The sequence below is a fragment of the Flavobacterium magnesitis genome (assembly GCF_041729735.1).
Taxonomy (GTDB): Bacteria; Bacteroidota; Bacteroidia; order Flavobacteriales; family Flavobacteriaceae; genus Flavobacterium; species Flavobacterium magnesitis.
Genome location: NZ_JBCFQK010000009.1, coordinates 59860 through 75838, shown reverse-complemented (window position 1 = coordinate 75838; position 15979 = coordinate 59860). Strand labels below are relative to the sequence as shown.

Genomic DNA, 15979 nt, shown 5'->3' with positions numbered 1-15979 from the left:
AAAGATGAAAAGCATCCTTAAACTAGCCATATTCTTTACTGTTTTTGTTTTTGAAGCTGGTAACTGTCAATCGACAAAACCGAAAACAGAAATAGCTACTACAGCCAGCCAGCTTATTGCTCGCGTTGTGCCAAATCACGCTTCGCAGTTTAGTGTCGAAATCGAATCTTCCAATAAAGAAGATTGGTTCGAAATTGTTTCTAAGGGAGACAAAATTGTTTTAAGAGGTAACAATGGTGTTTCGGTTGCATCGGCATTGTATTATTATCTAAGTAATTTTACAAACAGCCAAATTACCTGGAATGGAACCAATTTGAATTTGCCTAAAAAATTACCAGCAGTTTCAAAATTGATTCATAAAAAAACACCTTATGAATACCGCTATTATCTAAACTATTGTACGTTCAATTATAGTATGAGTTGGTGGGATTGGACGCGTTGGGAAAAAGAAATCGACTGGATGGCTTTGCACGGAATTAACATGCCGCTTGCTATTACTGGTGAAGAATACATCTGGGACGAAGTCTATAAATCGTATGGTTTTACCGATGAAGATTTGAGTTCGTTTTTTAGTGGACCCGCTTATTTTTCCTGGTTTTGGATGGGAAATTTAGACGGTTGGGGCGGCCCTTTATCTAAAAACTGGAAAGATACACACCGCGATTTGCAATTGAAAATTTTAAAAAGAGAACGTGAATTAGGTATGAAAACGGTGTTGCCTGCTTTTACGGGACACGTTCCAGCTTCTTTCAAAAAGTTTTTTCCAAATGCCAAATTAAAGCAGACCAACTGGGGGAATGATTTTGAAGATACTTACATCTTAGATTCTGATGATCCATTGTTTGCCGAAATTGGTAAGAAATTCTTAGAAAAACAATCTGAAGTTTACGGAACAGATCACTTGTATTCAGCAGATACTTTTAACGAAAATACACCGCCATCAAACGATCCTGCTTATTTGTTTGATTTGAGTAAGAAGATTTTCGAAGGGATGAAATCAGCCGATAAGGATGCGGTTTGGGTAATGCAAGGTTGGCTTTTTTACAGCCACAGAGAATTTTGGGAAGCGCCACAAATCAAAGGAATGCTGGATGCTGTTCCTGATGATCGCATGATTATTTTGGATTTGGCTACCGAAATTGAACCGGTTTGGAAACGAACAGAAGCTTTTTATGGTAAACAATGGATTTGGAATATGCTACACAATTTTGGTGGAAATATTGTAATGTTTGGTCGAATAGAAACCGTAGCTAATGAACCTGCAAAAGCTTTAAAAGATCCTAAATCAGGAAAGTTAAAAGGAATTGGATTGACAATGGAAGCCATCGAACAAAATCCAGTTTTGTATGAATTGATGACGGATAACACTTGGCGAGACACACCAATAGAATTGAATTCCTGGCTAGTTAAATACACCCTAAATCGCTACGGAAAATCAAATGCTGATATTTCAAAAGCCTGGGATATCTTAGTGAAAACAGTTTATAATGGAGAAGTCATTCGTGACGGAGCAGAATCAATTATTGTGTCGCGTCCTACTTTTGAAGGCTATCGTCGTTGGGCGAGAACCAAATTAAATTATGCACCAAAAGATCTACTTCCAGCTTGGGATTTATTTGTAAAAGCTGCTCCGGGTTTTCCAAAATCAGATGGTTTTCAGTATGATTTAGTAGATGTTACCAGACAAGTTTTGGCAAATTACGCCTTGCCTTTGCAACAAGAAATAACTAAAGCGTATCAAAATAATGATAAAGTAGCATTTGATAAATACAGCAAGGAATTTTTGGAATTGATTGATGATATGGATTTGTTATTAGCTACACGTCAGGATTTCCTTTTAGGACCGTGGATTGCCGATGCCAGAAGTTGGGGTATTGATGAAAAAGAAAAAGCATTGTATGAACAAAATGCTCGCAACTTGATTACGCTTTGGGGCGGAGCTGACAATAGATTGCATGAATACAGCAACCGTCAATGGAGTGGATTGTTTACTGATTTTTACAAACCACGTTGGCAACAATTTTTTACAGATGTAAAGGCCAATTGGGGGAAATTCAATCAGGATAATTTTGATGAAAAAATAAAAGAATGGGAATGGAAATGGGTAACTGAGAGAAAAGATTTTCCAGTAAAAGCAAAAGGGAATCCGAATGAGGTTGCCAAAGCATTACATAAAAAATACCGATCTCGAATTATTCCTGTAACGGAACGAATGGCACCAATTAAATACGATTACTAAACATGAATGCAATTTCTAACCCAAATTCCAATCGTTTTTTGTCCCTTGATATGTTCAGGGGATTAACGATTTGTTTAATGATTGTGGTCAATACGCCAGGAACGGGAGCTCATTTCTATGACTATTTAACTCATGCCGAATGGTTCGGATTCACCTTAGCCGATTTGGTATTTCCTTCCTTTCTTTTTGCAATGGGAAATGCCATGAGTTTTTCGATGGGAAAAATGAAAGAAAGTACGGCACGTGTATTTTGGAAAAAAGTCATCAGACGCAGCGTTATCATTTTTCTGTTGGGTTATTTAATGTATTGGTTTCCTTTTTTTAGACAAGGAATGGATGGCGCTTGGGAATTAAAACCTTTTGCTGAAACACGCATAATGGGTGTTTTGCAACGCATTGCTTTGTGTTATTTTGCTACTGCAATTATCTTTTATTATTTATCGGAGAAGGTAGCGATAATTGTCTCAGTAATACTGTTGTTAGGCTATTGGGCAATGCTGTATTTATTTGGACAATCGGGAGCCGAATTGGAAATGGCTACCAATGCCGTGACTCGTCTGGATTTATTTGTTTTAGGAGAAGGTCATATTTACAAACGCGATAGCATTCCATTTGATCCCGAAGGAATTTTAAGCACCTTGCCATCCATTGTCAATGTTATAGGCGGTTTTATCGCTGGAAGCTTTATTCAAAGAATTGGAAAATCATTTGAAGGAATAGCAAAATTGTTGTTAGTTGGTTTTCTTTTAATGGCTTTAGCCCGTTGGTGGGATTTGGTTTTACCCTTTTCTAAAAAATTGTGGACAGGTTCTTTTGTGTTGTACACCGTTGGAATTGATTTGTCAATAATGGCTGTTTTAATCTATTTTATCGAATTGAAACAGAAGCATTTTGGAGTAGAATTCACCACCGTTTTTGGTAAAAATCCTTTGTTTATTTATTTGTTTTCTGAATTGTTCTTTATCACTTTACGTCTTATTCCGGTAAATTCGGATATGGATGCTTTTGAATGGGTGAGTGAACGTATTTTTCAAAACATATTTCCAGGAAGTTTTGGTGCATTTGTCACCGCCATTGTATTCATGTTGGTTTGCTGGTCTTTGGGCTGGTGGTTGAATAAAAAACGCATTTACATTAAAATTTAATGAGGCTATTACGATAAATAGTTCTGAAAGAATTAAAAAATATAATTATGTTCAAAAATAAGTGTAATACCATTTTTCTAGTTTTAATTGTTCTTTTTACCAATGCAATAAAGGCGCAAAATAGCGATTTTACTATTGTTTCAGGAAATCAAAAAGCGAGTATTTTAGTAGAAGACAAAGAACCTAAAGTAGTTCATATCGCTGCTAAAATGTTGGCTGATGATGCATTTGCTATCAGCAATCAACGATTGTCTATTGCTAAAAATAGTTCAGGAATAGTAATCATGGCAGGAACTATTGGACAAAGTAAATGGATTGATGCTTTAGTTTCGAAACAAAAAATTACTATTACTGATATAAAAGGAAAATGGGAAACTTATAAAATTCAAATAGTCGAAAATCCAACAGCAGCCATAAAAAAAGCATTGGTTGTTGTAGGTTCTGACAGAAGAGCTACAGCTTATGGTTTGTTAGAAATTTCCAGAATTATGGGAGTTTCTCCTTGGGAATGGTGGGCTGATGTTACGCCAGACAAAAAAGACGATTTAGTCTTAAATATTGAAACGAAAATCTATGGTTCGCCATCAGTGAAATACAGAGGGATTTTTCTTAACGATGAAGACTGGGGTTTGCAGCCCTGGGCAGCTAAAACTTTCGAACCGGAAACTGGAGATATTGGTCCAAAAACCTATGCTAAAGTTTTTGAATTATTGTTGCGTTTGAGAGCCAATACCATTTGGCCAGCGATGCATAAAAGCACCAAAGCTTTTTATTCATTTCCAAAAAACAAACAAGTGGCAGATGATTATGCTATTGTGGTAGGAACTTCGCACGCTGAACCGATGTTGAGTAATATTAATGCAGAATGGAATCATAATACAATGGGTGAATATCGTTATGATACTAACTCAGGAGTAATCAAAGATTTCTTTAGAAAAAGAGCTAAGGAAACCTCTCCTTTCGAAAATATTTATACTGTAGGAATGCGTGGCGAACACGATTCACCGATGATTGTTGGCGAAGACGATTCGGATTCTCAGGTTAAATTATTGGAACAGGTAATTACGGATCAAAGAGCCATTTTGAAAAAAGCTACAGGGAAAGAAGCTGCTAAAATTCCGCAAGCTTTTATTCCTTATAAAGAAGTATTGGATTATTACCAAAAAGGATTGCAATTGCCAGAAGATGTGCAACTGGTTTGGACGGATGACAATTATGGATACATTCGTCAATTGAGTAACCCAAAAGAACAAAAACGTTCTGGTGGTGCGGGAATTTATTACCATACTTCTTATTGGGGACGTCCGCATGATTATTTGTGGTTGAATTCGACTAATCCTGTTTTGATGTGGGAAGAAATGGGAAAAGCTTATGAATTTCAATCCCGTGATTTATGGATTTTGAACTGCGGCGATATCAAACCACATGAATACAATATCGAGTTGTTTCTGGATATGGCTTGGGATATGAAACCTTTTGCTAAAAGCCAAAGCGTAAAAACACACATGCAAAACTGGGCTTCGAGAGAATTTGGAACTCAAAATGCTAATCCGATAACAGAATTGTTTTTCGAGTATTATCGTCTGGCTTTCCAACGTCGTCCTGAGTTTATGGCATGGAATCAGGTAGAACCAGAAACCAAATCAAAACCAACAGCACTGACTCAGATACATTATGGAGATGAGGTTTCGAAAAGAATTGACGAATATCAAAACCTAATGAATACTGCTGAAAAATTGAAAAAAGAGATTTCAGCGAACCGTCAAAATGCTTTTTACGAATTGGTAACTTATCCTGTTATTGGAGCTGCGAGTTTAAATCATAAATGGTTGTATTCGTATAAAAATAAATTTGTTGCTGAACAGGGAAGAGGAAGTGCTGCTTTTTTTGCTACAAAAGCGGAAGAAGCTTATAAACGAATTCAGAAAGAAACCAATTATTTCAATAACGAATTAGCAAACGGAAAGTGGAAACACATTATGAGTATGTCGCCACGTTATTTGCCTGTTTTTGGAGAAACTACAGCAACCGCAGCTGTTGCAGGAACAAAACCCGAATTGAAACTGGCTCTCGAAAGTTATGAAATGGAAGTGAACCATAAAACGGAGAATTCCTATGCCGATGTTTTGCCTGTTTTTAATGCTTACATAGACAATCAGTATTATATTGATGCTTTTATGAGAGGCGCTGGCGAAGTTTCCTGGCAGGCAAAACCAAAAGCCGATTGGATTAAAATTTCTGAAGAACAAGGCGTTTTGGATAACAATAAAAAAAGCCAACAACGCATTTGGGTAAGCATTGATTGGAGTAAAGTTCCAAAAGGAGAAAACAAAAAAGAAGCGCCATTAGGACATGACTACCAATTGATTCCGCCAAGTTATAAAGTCAACTCAGCAATAGATTTTGTGAGTAAAGATACTTTGATTACTATTGGAGTTTCGGCTTTTAATCCAAAGTTTGAGGAGTTAGAAAATTACAAAGGTTTTGTGGAGGACAAAGGATATGTATCAATTGATGCAGCAAATTTTTCGAACAAAAAAGAAGGCACAGCAGCGCAATGGGAAACTTTTGAAGGCATTGGGTACGCAGGAAAAGTCAGTGTTGCTTTGCCTAGAACGGCTAATTCTGAAGTGGATTTAAAAAGCATAAAAGATAATAGTCCCGTAATGGAATATGATTTTTATAGTTTTAACTTTGGTCAGGCCAATGTAAAAGTGCAAGCCGTTCCAACGCATGCTTTTTACGAAGGAAAAGGAGTGCGATGTGCCGTAGCCATTGATGATGCAGAACCTGTTATTTTAGATTTTCAAACTTTTGGACGAAGTGACGAATGGTTGCAAAATGTATTAAAAAATGCAGCCGTAAAATCGGCATCCCAAATTATCAATAAAGCAGGAAAGCATAAATTGAGAATTTGGATGGTGGATCCAGGCGTAATGATTGATCGCGTTTTAATTGATTTAGGAGGTTGGAAAGATTCGTATGCTTTTCCGCCAGAAACGAAAATGTAAATTTTGAAAAATACTATATTGAATGAACTATTGTAAGAAAGTAATTGTAGGCTTGACTATTGTTTTAACCGTTGTTTCTTGTACTTCGGTTAAGGAATTAGCAACTAAAAACGAACAAATTGCATTCTTATCTGATGTTCATTTACTGGATATTTATGGCACGTTTTCCGATTCGGATTATAAAGGCATTTCCAATCCTTATGATGGGAAATATACTTTGGTTCGAACGATGAAATCCCAATTACAATCTACCCGATTGTTCAATGAAAATTATTTTGCTTTTCTTGCCGCTCTGGATGATGTGGCGAAGCGAAATATAAAAACAGTGCTTTTGCCAGGAGATTTTAGTGATGACGGACAACCGATAAACATTAGAGGATTAAAAAAGATTCTGAATGAATATTCGAATAAATATGGCATTCAGTTTATAATTACCACGGGAAATCATGATGTGGCAAAACCTTTTTTGACTGACGCTGGAAAAACAGATTTTCTTGGTGAAGGAGGAAAAGAACAAGTGATTATGAGCAAAGCAGGGATGTATCCCCCTAAAAACACTAATGAACTTCCTGAGGTAATTACAAAAGATATCGGGACAATGGGTTATGCTGAAGTTTTAGAAGAACTAGGTGATTTTGGTTTTTTTCCAAAGAAAACCGATTTGTATTGGGAAACTCCATTTACTTCATACAATCCAGATAATTATACTTTCGAAAAAGGATTGGAGCAATCCACAATCGAAAAGAGAACTTATGCAATTCCACCGTACAACACCACAATTCCAGATTTGAGTTATTTGGTTGAATTAGAAAACGATGTTTGGTTTTTAGCTATTGATGGGAATGTATATGTACCCAAAGATGAAGCAAAAGAAAGTCCGAAAAATCCATTAAATTACAACAGTCCAGGTGGTGGTTACAACCAAGTGTTGACACACAAAAAACATTTAATTTCCTGGGCTACAAAAGTAGTTCAGGAAGCAAAAAAAAGAGGAAAAACGTTAATTGCGTTCAGTCATTATCCAATGGTTGAATTTAATGATGATGCTTCTGAGATGATGAAAAAATTATTTGGAGAAGACAAAATGCAACTGCATAGAGTGCCAACTGAAGAAGTATCCCAAATTTTTGCAGAGGCTGGAGTCCAACTTCATTTTGCAGGACACATGCACATTAATGATACCGGAATTAGAAAATATAAAAACGGAAAAGCATTGTTTAATATTCAAATTCCGTCATTAGCGGCTTATATTCCGGGGTATAAAATCCTGACGATTCAAAATAAAAACAAGATGCAAATTGAAACCGTTGTTCTTGATTCAGTTGCTGGATTTAAAACACTCTTTCCTTTATACGAACAAGAATATGCGTATTTAGAAAGGACTAAAGATCCCAAAATATGGAATAAAGGCATCTTGGAATCTAAAAATTATTATGAATTTACTACTTGGCATCTTAAGGAATTAGTTCGAAGCCGTTTTCTTGAAAAAGACTGGCCTACAGCTTTTAAAAACTTTATGTTGAAAGCAACAGCAATGGATTTATTGGCTTTCGCCCAAGTATCTCCTTCGAAAACAGAAAAATATAAAAATGAAAATTGGACTGGTTTTGATATGATTTTCGATTATCATCGGATGCATTCTGCGGATGAATTGGCTTTAAAAGATATTGGCAAAGACCGAATGAATCAGTATAAAATTATTATAGATTCATATATTGATTATTATAAAAAAGTGGCGAACCCTAATGCTACTGAAACTTCCTTTTATGAATTTTGTTCCATTTTTAAAAGTTTTCTAAATGGCGCTCCATCCGATAAATTTATTATAAATTTGAGAAGAAATACCATCCACTAAAATTTGTCCAAAACAAACTATTCTATGAAACTTAAATTATTTATAGTTTTCATTCTATTTATTTACCTGCCTGTTTTGGGACAGAACATAAAATTTGAACATTATAATGAGAATAATGGACTTTCCTATAATTCGGTGAGGCACATTGTTCAGGATAAGAATGGTTTTTTGTGGTTTGGAACTTTTTTCGGATTGAATCGTTTTGATGGGTATCAGTTCAAACCTTATATGAGTTCTGAATTAGGAAAAAATAAACTTTACAATGATGATATTACTGCATTAGAACTGGATGAGGATTCTCGTAATTTGTGGATAGGAACTAGAAAAGGGCTTACGGTCTATCAAATGGATACGAATGTTTTTAGTACTTTTTTTAATGAAAAAAACAATCCCAACAGTTTGCCTGAAGATGAGATACGTGCGGTACATGTAGATAGATTTAAAAGAGTTTGGGTTGGAACCATGAGTGAAGGACTTTCTATTTATTATCCTAATGCACAACGATTTGCTATAGTTAACATTAAAGGATTTGATTATATAAAACATATTTTTGAAGATAAAAAAGGAAATATTTGGGTTGGTAGTTTTGGAAAAGGTTCGGTGGCTAAAATTATTTTAGGTCCTAAGGGCGAAATATTAAAAACGACCACTTATACCTTGTCAATTCCTAATTCGAATCAAAAAAATCCTTATATTAATTTTATATATGAAGATATAAAGTCCGATATTTTTGTGGGTACAAGGGAAGGACTTTATAAATTAAATAAGCTAAAAAACACCTTTGAGAATCTTTATATTGAAGACGCCGTTTTAAGAAATAAATTAGGTCCTTATTTTATTTCAATTGCTCGCGCTCCCGATGGAAAATATTGGTTAGGTACTTTGGGAGGACTTTTGGTTTGCAATCAATTAGAAGATATTGGAACTGGGAATTTTCAGCGGTATTTTTCTAAACTTACGGATGAAAATTCATTAGTGGGTAATATTGTGAATTCTTTGTATTTTGATAATTCGGGTGTTTTATGGGTAGGTACCGAAGACGGTTTAGATAAGTACAATCCTTATGGCAATCAATTTAAGATTAATAAGGATATTTCATTGTATAATGACAATCAAAAACCCAATATAAGAGGTTTTGCTAAAACCTATAACGGTAATGTGATTGTGGCATCAAGGTACAATGGACTTTTTATCTCTAAAGAAAAGTCATTTGTTCCTTTGTATAATGACAAAAATGATATTGCCAGTATTTATTCAAATGATGGTAAGTTGTTTTATTGCGGTTTGTGGAACGGTAAGGTTTTGGTTTATAATTACATTACAAATAGTTCCAGAATAGTTGATGTTGGTGTGAGGAACTCTCCCATAATTTCTTTTTTAGTATCCGATGAAAATTTATTAGTAGTAGGTTCTTTTGGTGAAGGCGCGGTAATATTAGATTCAAAAACATTAGAAATTAAAGTGCCTAAAGGAGTGCTATTACCCGATTTTCAAATTAATAAAATAAAAAAAGATCGATTTAACAATTTATGGTTTGCAACAGAATCGGGAGTTGTGAAATATAATTTAAAGACCAAATCGGTTAAGCTTTATTTAAAAGGAGACAATGAAAAACTAGGTTTACCTGCGAATCATGTAAGTGATATTTTGATTGATACCAATGAAGATATTTGGGTAGCCACAGTAAAAGGAATAGGTATTTATGATGCCAAAAAAGATAATTTTATTCCCATTTTAGGGCCAAAAGAACTCCAGGGAAAATGGATTACTGATTTGGAGATGGATAATGATGGCTATTTGTGGTTGAATATTAATAATAATAGTGTTGCCAGATACAAGAGAAAATCAAAAAAAATAAATGTTTATTATGTTGATAGTGGTAATAGATTAGATATTTTTAGTTCGAAAGGATTTTATAGTTTAAATAATTCTACCATTTATTTAGGAGGTAAAAATGGGATTATTTATTTTTCGACAGATAATATAAAAGAAAACAAAATATCACCTCCGCCTATTATAACGGAGTTTAAAGTTCAAAACGAAGAAGTATTTCCTGGAGTAGAAATCAATGGACAAATTCCATTTACTAAAGATATTAATACGAATAAAAAGATTGAACTCAATTACAACAATCGAAATTTTTCAGTGCAGTTTTCAGCTCCTTCTTATACTAACGAAAGGCTGAATAAATTTGAATACATGCTGGAAGGATTTGATAAAGATTGGATTACTACCAATAGCGATTCCAGAACTATTCAATATACCAACTTGAATCCAGCAGAGTATGTTTTTAAAATTCGTGCGCAAAATAGCGACGGAATTTGGAGTAAAACTACCGCTTATACTATCACCGTTTTATCTCCTTTCTGGACGAACACTAAGATTTTTCTTTTAGTGATTATGATACTTTCGGTTTCTTCTTATTATATTAGAAAAGAAATTAAATCCCGAATTAAACTACGACAAGCGCTGTTGTTAGAAAGAGTAAAACGCGATAGTGACGAGCGTTTGTCCAACGAAAAATTAGAGTTCTTTACGAATATTTCGCATGAATTAAGAACGCCTTTAACCTTAATATTAGGTCCTGCTAAACAACTATTAGAGCAAAATGAAGGTTCTAATAATGATAAGACAAAGCTGTATTTGATTTATCAAAATGCCAGTAGGTTGTTGTTGTTAGTAAATCAGATTTTAGATTTTAGAAAAGCACAATCAGGAGAATTAAAACTAAAAGTATCTAAAACTGAAATTGTAGCCAATACTCAAACGGTATTTGATTCCTTCGCACAATTGGCACTGGAAAAAGATATTAATTTCCATTTTAATTGTGAAAATGAAAGCCTTGAAGGTTGGATTGATATGGATAAGTACCATAAGATACTGTATAATCTACTTTCAAATGCTTTAAAATTTACAAACAATTATGGTACTGTTGATTTGTACATTGGTACAAAAGAAGACGATGGAGTTAATAAATTAATTGTTGAGGTAAGTGATGATGGAGTAGGAATTCCTGTAGAAAGTCAAGAGAAGATATTTTCTAGATTTTATCAAGTTAAGAGCAGTAAAAAAAACAATACAGGTTCTGGAATTGGCTTGTCTCTAGTGGTTTCTTTAGTAGAAATTCATCGAGGCGAATTGAAACTAAAAAGTGCTCCTTCAAAGGGAAGTGTTTTTACCTTGGAATTGCCTATTTCGAAAAGCAGTTATAAAAAATCTGAGGTTTTTGATATTGAGTACAAAGAACCAGAAATGGCATATACTGCAATAGATAATATTAAAAAAAGCAATCAAAGTACAGAGCTAAAACAAAATATTCTAGTTATTGAAGATAATGCTGAACTTCGTTTCTTTATTAGCGATTATTTGTCGGATTATTATAAAGTGTACCAAGCTGAAAATGGTGATGAAGGATTGAATCTTTGCCGAAAGATAAAACCAGCGCTTTGTGTTGTCGATGCGATGATGCCAGTTATGGGAGGATTTCAATTTGTTGAAGCCTTAAAAAGCGATGAAAATATTAGTCATACTGCGCTCATTATGTTGACGGCATTATCCGAAAACGAAAACAAAATTAAAGGCTATAATTTGGGAGTGGATGAGTACATGGTAAAACCTTTTGATCCCTCTTTGTTAAAAACCCGAATTGATAATATTATAAAAACCCGAATTGAATTAAAGCAAAAATTTTCGGGTGAGATTGAAACCGATGTTACTACATTAACGCATTCTCAATTAGACATCGACTTTATTTCGAAGATTACTGATTTAATTGAAAAAAACATAAGCGATACGGAGCTTACCGCTAACTTTATGTGTGCGGAATTAGGAATGAGTTCGTCTAAACTATATCGAAAAATCAAACAATTAACGGATTTGTCTCCCAATGAATTCATCAGAACGGTTCGCCTAAAAAAGGCTGCACAATTATTAAAATTAAAGACATTCAATGTTTCTGAAGTGGCGGTTCAAGTAGGTTTTAATGATCCTTTGTACTTTAGTAGGTGTTTTAAAAAGCAATTTGGTTATTCTCCAAGTCGATTGATTAAGTAATTGTTTTAAGATTTTAAGCTTTGAACAACGTACTTTTAAATTTTTCTTTCCTTAGGCTCATTTTTAACGAATATTCAATAAAAATTCGATTTTGCCATAATTTTGGTTAATTTACTTGGCCGATTTTGGAATTTAATACATAAATTAGCAGATGTTTAATTTAAGAATCTAATTTTTATAAAAAATGTTTATTTAAGTTGGAATTTTAAAAATTAATACAAAATATTTGTGTTTCAATTATTTAGAATTATATTTGTGTAATCGATTACATTTGTTGTGGTTGATTTTTTAGCTATTTTGAAATTAATTTATTGATTAATAGTGTTTTACGCTTTGTTTTTTAAAATATTGCGTTGTTTTTTGCCTTTTTTTATAATGCTGTAATTATTCAAAAGGTCTTGTAAAGTATTTAACTTTTAACTTTATTATAAATATTTTTAATTATGAGCCAAACACCAAAAGCTGTTGGAAACTATCGTTGGACAATATGTTCGTTATTGTTTTTTGCAACTACAATAAATTATTTAGATAGACAGGTTCTGTCTTTGACATGGAGTGATTTTATAGCTCCTGAATTTCACTGGACAAATAACGATTACGGAAATATTACAGCCTTGTTTTCAATTTTTTATGCAGTTTCTTTGTTGTTTGCAGGGAAGTTTGTAGATTGGATGGATACTAAAAAAGGTTTCCTTTGGGCAATTGGAGTTTGGTCTTTAGGAGCTTGTTTGCACGCATTTGCAGGAATTGCAACTTCTGGAATTATCACTGGAAATTGGTTCGTGGGTTTTGAAGGAGCTAAAAATATTATTGAAAATATTAATGACACAGGTTTAGTTATTAATGTGAGTGTTACGTTGTTTATTTTTGCTCGTTTTGTGTTAGCATTAGGAGAAGCAGGAAATTTTCCAGCTGCAATTAAAACTACAGCCGAATATTTTCCAAAAAAAGACAGAGCGTTTTCGACTAGTATTTTCAATGCAGGGGCAACAGTAGGAGCATTGGCTGCGCCAATAACAATTCCTTTTATTGCTAAAGCTTACGGTTGGGAAATGGCTTTTATAATTATTGGTGCTCTAGGATTTGTTTGGATGGGATTCTGGGTTTTTATGTATGATAAACCAGAAAAGCATGCAAAAGTTAGTCCGGCTGAATTAGAATACATTCAACAAGATGTTATTGCTGATAGTAAATTAGTAGGGTATGTTCCTGAAACGACTACAAGAGTTACTTTTAAAGATTGTTTTAGATACAAACAAACATGGGCTTTTGCTTTTGGAAAATTCATGACTGATGGAGTTTGGTGGTTTTTCTTATTCTGGACACCTGCTTATTTAAGTTCGGTTTATGGAATGGATTCTACAGAAGCGGCTTTTCCATTATTTGTATTGTATATGATTACATTATTGTCTATAATTGGAGGTTGGTTGCCAACTTATTTTGTAGAGAAAAAAGGAATGAATCCATACGAAGGAAGAATGAAGGCGATGTTGATATTTGCATTCTTTCCACTATTAGCATTAGTTGCTCAACCGTTAGGGCACATTTCGTATTGGTTGCCAGTAATTATTATTGGTATTGCAGGAGCTGCTCACCAAGCTTGGTCTGCTAACATTTTTACAACAGTAGGAGATATGTTTCCTAAAAAAGCCATAGCTACCATTACAGGTATTGGTGGTTTAGCTGGAGGAATTGGCTCGACAGTTATTAATAAAGGTTCAGGAGTTTTGTTTGATTATAGTAAAAATACCAATATGGATTTTATGGGTTTCCAAGGAATTGAAGCAGGTTACTTTATCATCTTCTCCATTTGTGCCGTTTGTTATTTGATAGGTTGGATGGTTATGAAATCATTAGTGCCTAAATATGCACCTATAACTGATTTATAAAATCAAAAGAGCTCTCTTGTAATTAAGAGGGCTTTTTTCTTTTTTTTAACTTTTTATACAGAACTTTGTTTTTTTATAAAATAGAGAATAAATAAATTAAATTAATACCTTTGTAATCGATTACATTAAAATTAGATAATTATGACAAATTATAGTTCTAGATACGCCTCTAGCCCTCAAGCAGTAAAACAATATGATACCAAACAATTAAGAGATGAATTCTTGATTGATAATCTAATGCAAGAAAATGAAATTACATTAACTTACTCGCACTATGATAGATATATTGCTGGTTCAGCTGTTCCTGTAAAAGATTTGACACTTGAGACTATTGATCCTCTAAAATCAACTTATTTTTTAGAGCGTAGAGAAATGGGAATTATCAATGTTGGTGGAAATGGTTCTGTAGTTGTTGAAGGCAAATCATACGAACTAGGTTTTAAAGATGCTTTATATATTGGTAGCGGAAATAAAGAAGTAATATTTAAAAGTGCTGACGCTAAAAACCCAGCTAAATTTTATATTAATTCGGCTCCAGCTCATACTACTTATCCAACAGTTCAGGTAAGTTTAGCTGAGGCAAACAAATTAGAATTAGGTACTATGGAAACGGCTAATCACCGTACGGTAAACCAAATGATTATTGGAAGTGTAGTTACTACTTGCCAATTGCAAATGGGAATGACCGAATTGCGTCCAGGAAGTGTATGGAATACTATGCCAGCTCACGTTCATGATCGTCGTATGGAAGTTTATTTTTACTTAGATATTCCAGAAAATCAAGCTGTTTGTCATTTTATGGGAGAACCACAAGAAACAAGACACATCTGGATGAACAATCATCAAGCGGTTATTTCTCCACCATGGTCTATCCACTCTGGATCAGGAACATCTAATTATACTTTTATTTGGGGTATGGCTGGAGAGAACTTGGATTATGGAGATATGGATGTTTGTAAAATCACTGATTTAAGATAAAAAATAATGACAAATTTATTTGATATAAAAGGCAAAGTTGCTCTTATCACAGGAAGTACACACGGACTGGGAATGGCAATGGCTAAAGGTTTAGGTGAAGCAGGAGCAACAATTGTTATAAACGGAAATTCATCGCAACAAAAAATTGATGACGCTGTAGCAGCACTTAAAAGCGAAGGAATTAATGCTGTTGGTTACAGATTTAATGTAACTGAAGAGCAGGAAGTTAAAGCAGCTGTAGCAAAAATTGAAAGCGAAGTTGGACCAATCGATATCTTAATTAACAACGCTGGAATTATTAAAAGAATTCCATTGCTTGATATGGAAGTTGCTGATTTCAGAGAAGTAATTGATATAGATTTAGTGAGTCCGTTTATTGTTTCTAAGCATGTGGCTAAAGGAATGATTGAGAGAAGACAAGGAAAAATCATCAATATTTGCTCAATGATGAGTGAATTAGGGCGTAGCACAGTTTCAGCTTATGCTGCTGCAAAAGGTGGTTTGAAAATGTTGACTAAAAATATGGCTACCGAATGGGCTAAATACAATGTGCAGATTAACGGAATTGGTCCAGGTTATTTTGCAACAGAACAAACAAAACCAATTAGAGTTGATGGACATCCATTTAACGATTTTATCATCAGCAGAACACCAGCGGCTAAATGGGGAGACCCGGGAGATTTAGCTGGAGCAGCTATCTTTTTATCGTCTAAAGCTAGTGATTTTGTTAACGGTCACATTTTATATGTTGATGGTGGAATTTTGGCTACCATTGGAAAACCATCAAATGAAGATTAATATTTTAAGTA

8 protein-coding genes are annotated in these 15979 nt (G+C 34.1%); all 8 read left to right on the top strand.

Going from position 1 to position 15979, the window contains the following annotated elements; genetic code table 11:
- The first annotated feature begins 4 nt into the window (after positions 1 to 4).
- The 8 genes from AAGV33_RS08035 to AAGV33_RS08000 all read left to right on the top strand — a co-directional run bounded on the left by AAGV33_RS08035 (position 5) and on the right by AAGV33_RS08000 (position 15968).
- Positions 5 to 2239: an alpha-N-acetylglucosaminidase gene (locus AAGV33_RS08035; RefSeq protein WP_373391452.1), complete on the top strand. Its 2235-nt coding sequence runs from the start codon at positions 5 to 7 to the stop codon at positions 2237 to 2239.
- A gap of 2 nt (positions 2240 to 2241) precedes the next feature.
- Positions 2242 to 3384 (top strand): acyltransferase family protein, encoded by a 1143-nt coding sequence (locus AAGV33_RS08030; RefSeq protein ID WP_373391451.1) that lies wholly within the window; start codon positions 2242 to 2244, stop codon positions 3382 to 3384.
- Between the two features lie 47 nt (positions 3385 to 3431).
- Positions 3432 to 6395: a glycosyl hydrolase 115 family protein gene (locus tag AAGV33_RS08025; RefSeq protein ID WP_373391450.1), complete on the top strand. Its 2964-nt coding sequence runs from the start codon at positions 3432 to 3434 to the stop codon at positions 6393 to 6395.
- Positions 6396 to 6417: 22 nt separating this feature from the next.
- Positions 6418 to 8250 (top strand): metallophosphoesterase family protein, encoded by a 1833-nt coding sequence (locus tag AAGV33_RS08020; RefSeq protein ID WP_373391449.1) that lies wholly within the window; start codon positions 6418 to 6420, stop codon positions 8248 to 8250.
- Between the two features lie 24 nt (positions 8251 to 8274).
- A complete protein-coding gene (locus AAGV33_RS08015; protein WP_373391448.1) occupies positions 8275 to 12303 on the top strand; it encodes a two-component regulator propeller domain-containing protein in 4029 nt (1342 codons plus the stop codon).
- Between the two features lie 443 nt (positions 12304 to 12746).
- A complete protein-coding gene (locus tag AAGV33_RS08010; RefSeq protein ID WP_373391447.1) occupies positions 12747 to 14192 on the top strand; it encodes an MFS transporter in 1446 nt (481 codons plus the stop codon).
- Between the two features lie 141 nt (positions 14193 to 14333).
- Positions 14334 to 15170 (top strand): 5-dehydro-4-deoxy-D-glucuronate isomerase, encoded by an 837-nt coding sequence (gene kduI / locus AAGV33_RS08005; RefSeq protein ID WP_373391446.1) that lies wholly within the window; start codon positions 14334 to 14336, stop codon positions 15168 to 15170.
- Between the two features lie 6 nt (positions 15171 to 15176).
- A complete protein-coding gene (locus tag AAGV33_RS08000; protein WP_373391445.1) occupies positions 15177 to 15968 on the top strand; it encodes a gluconate 5-dehydrogenase in 792 nt (263 codons plus the stop codon).
- The last annotated feature ends 11 nt before the right edge of the window (positions 15969 to 15979 follow it).

Coding starts and splice junctions, on each gene's coding strand:
- AAGV33_RS08035 (WP_373391452.1), top strand. CDS start 5: ATGAAAAGCATCCTTAAACTAGCCATATTCTTTACTGTTTTTGTTTTT.
- AAGV33_RS08030 (WP_373391451.1), top strand. CDS start 2,242: ATGAATGCAATTTCTAACCCAAATTCCAATCGTTTTTTGTCCCTTGAT.
- AAGV33_RS08025 (WP_373391450.1), top strand. CDS start 3,432: ATGTTCAAAAATAAGTGTAATACCATTTTTCTAGTTTTAATTGTTCTT.
- AAGV33_RS08020 (WP_373391449.1), top strand. CDS start 6,418: ATGAACTATTGTAAGAAAGTAATTGTAGGCTTGACTATTGTTTTAACC.
- AAGV33_RS08015 (WP_373391448.1), top strand. CDS start 8,275: ATGAAACTTAAATTATTTATAGTTTTCATTCTATTTATTTACCTGCCT.
- AAGV33_RS08010 (WP_373391447.1), top strand. CDS start 12,747: ATGAGCCAAACACCAAAAGCTGTTGGAAACTATCGTTGGACAATATGT.
- kduI (WP_373391446.1), top strand. CDS start 14,334: ATGACAAATTATAGTTCTAGATACGCCTCTAGCCCTCAAGCAGTAAAA.
- AAGV33_RS08000 (WP_373391445.1), top strand. CDS start 15,177: ATGACAAATTTATTTGATATAAAAGGCAAAGTTGCTCTTATCACAGGA.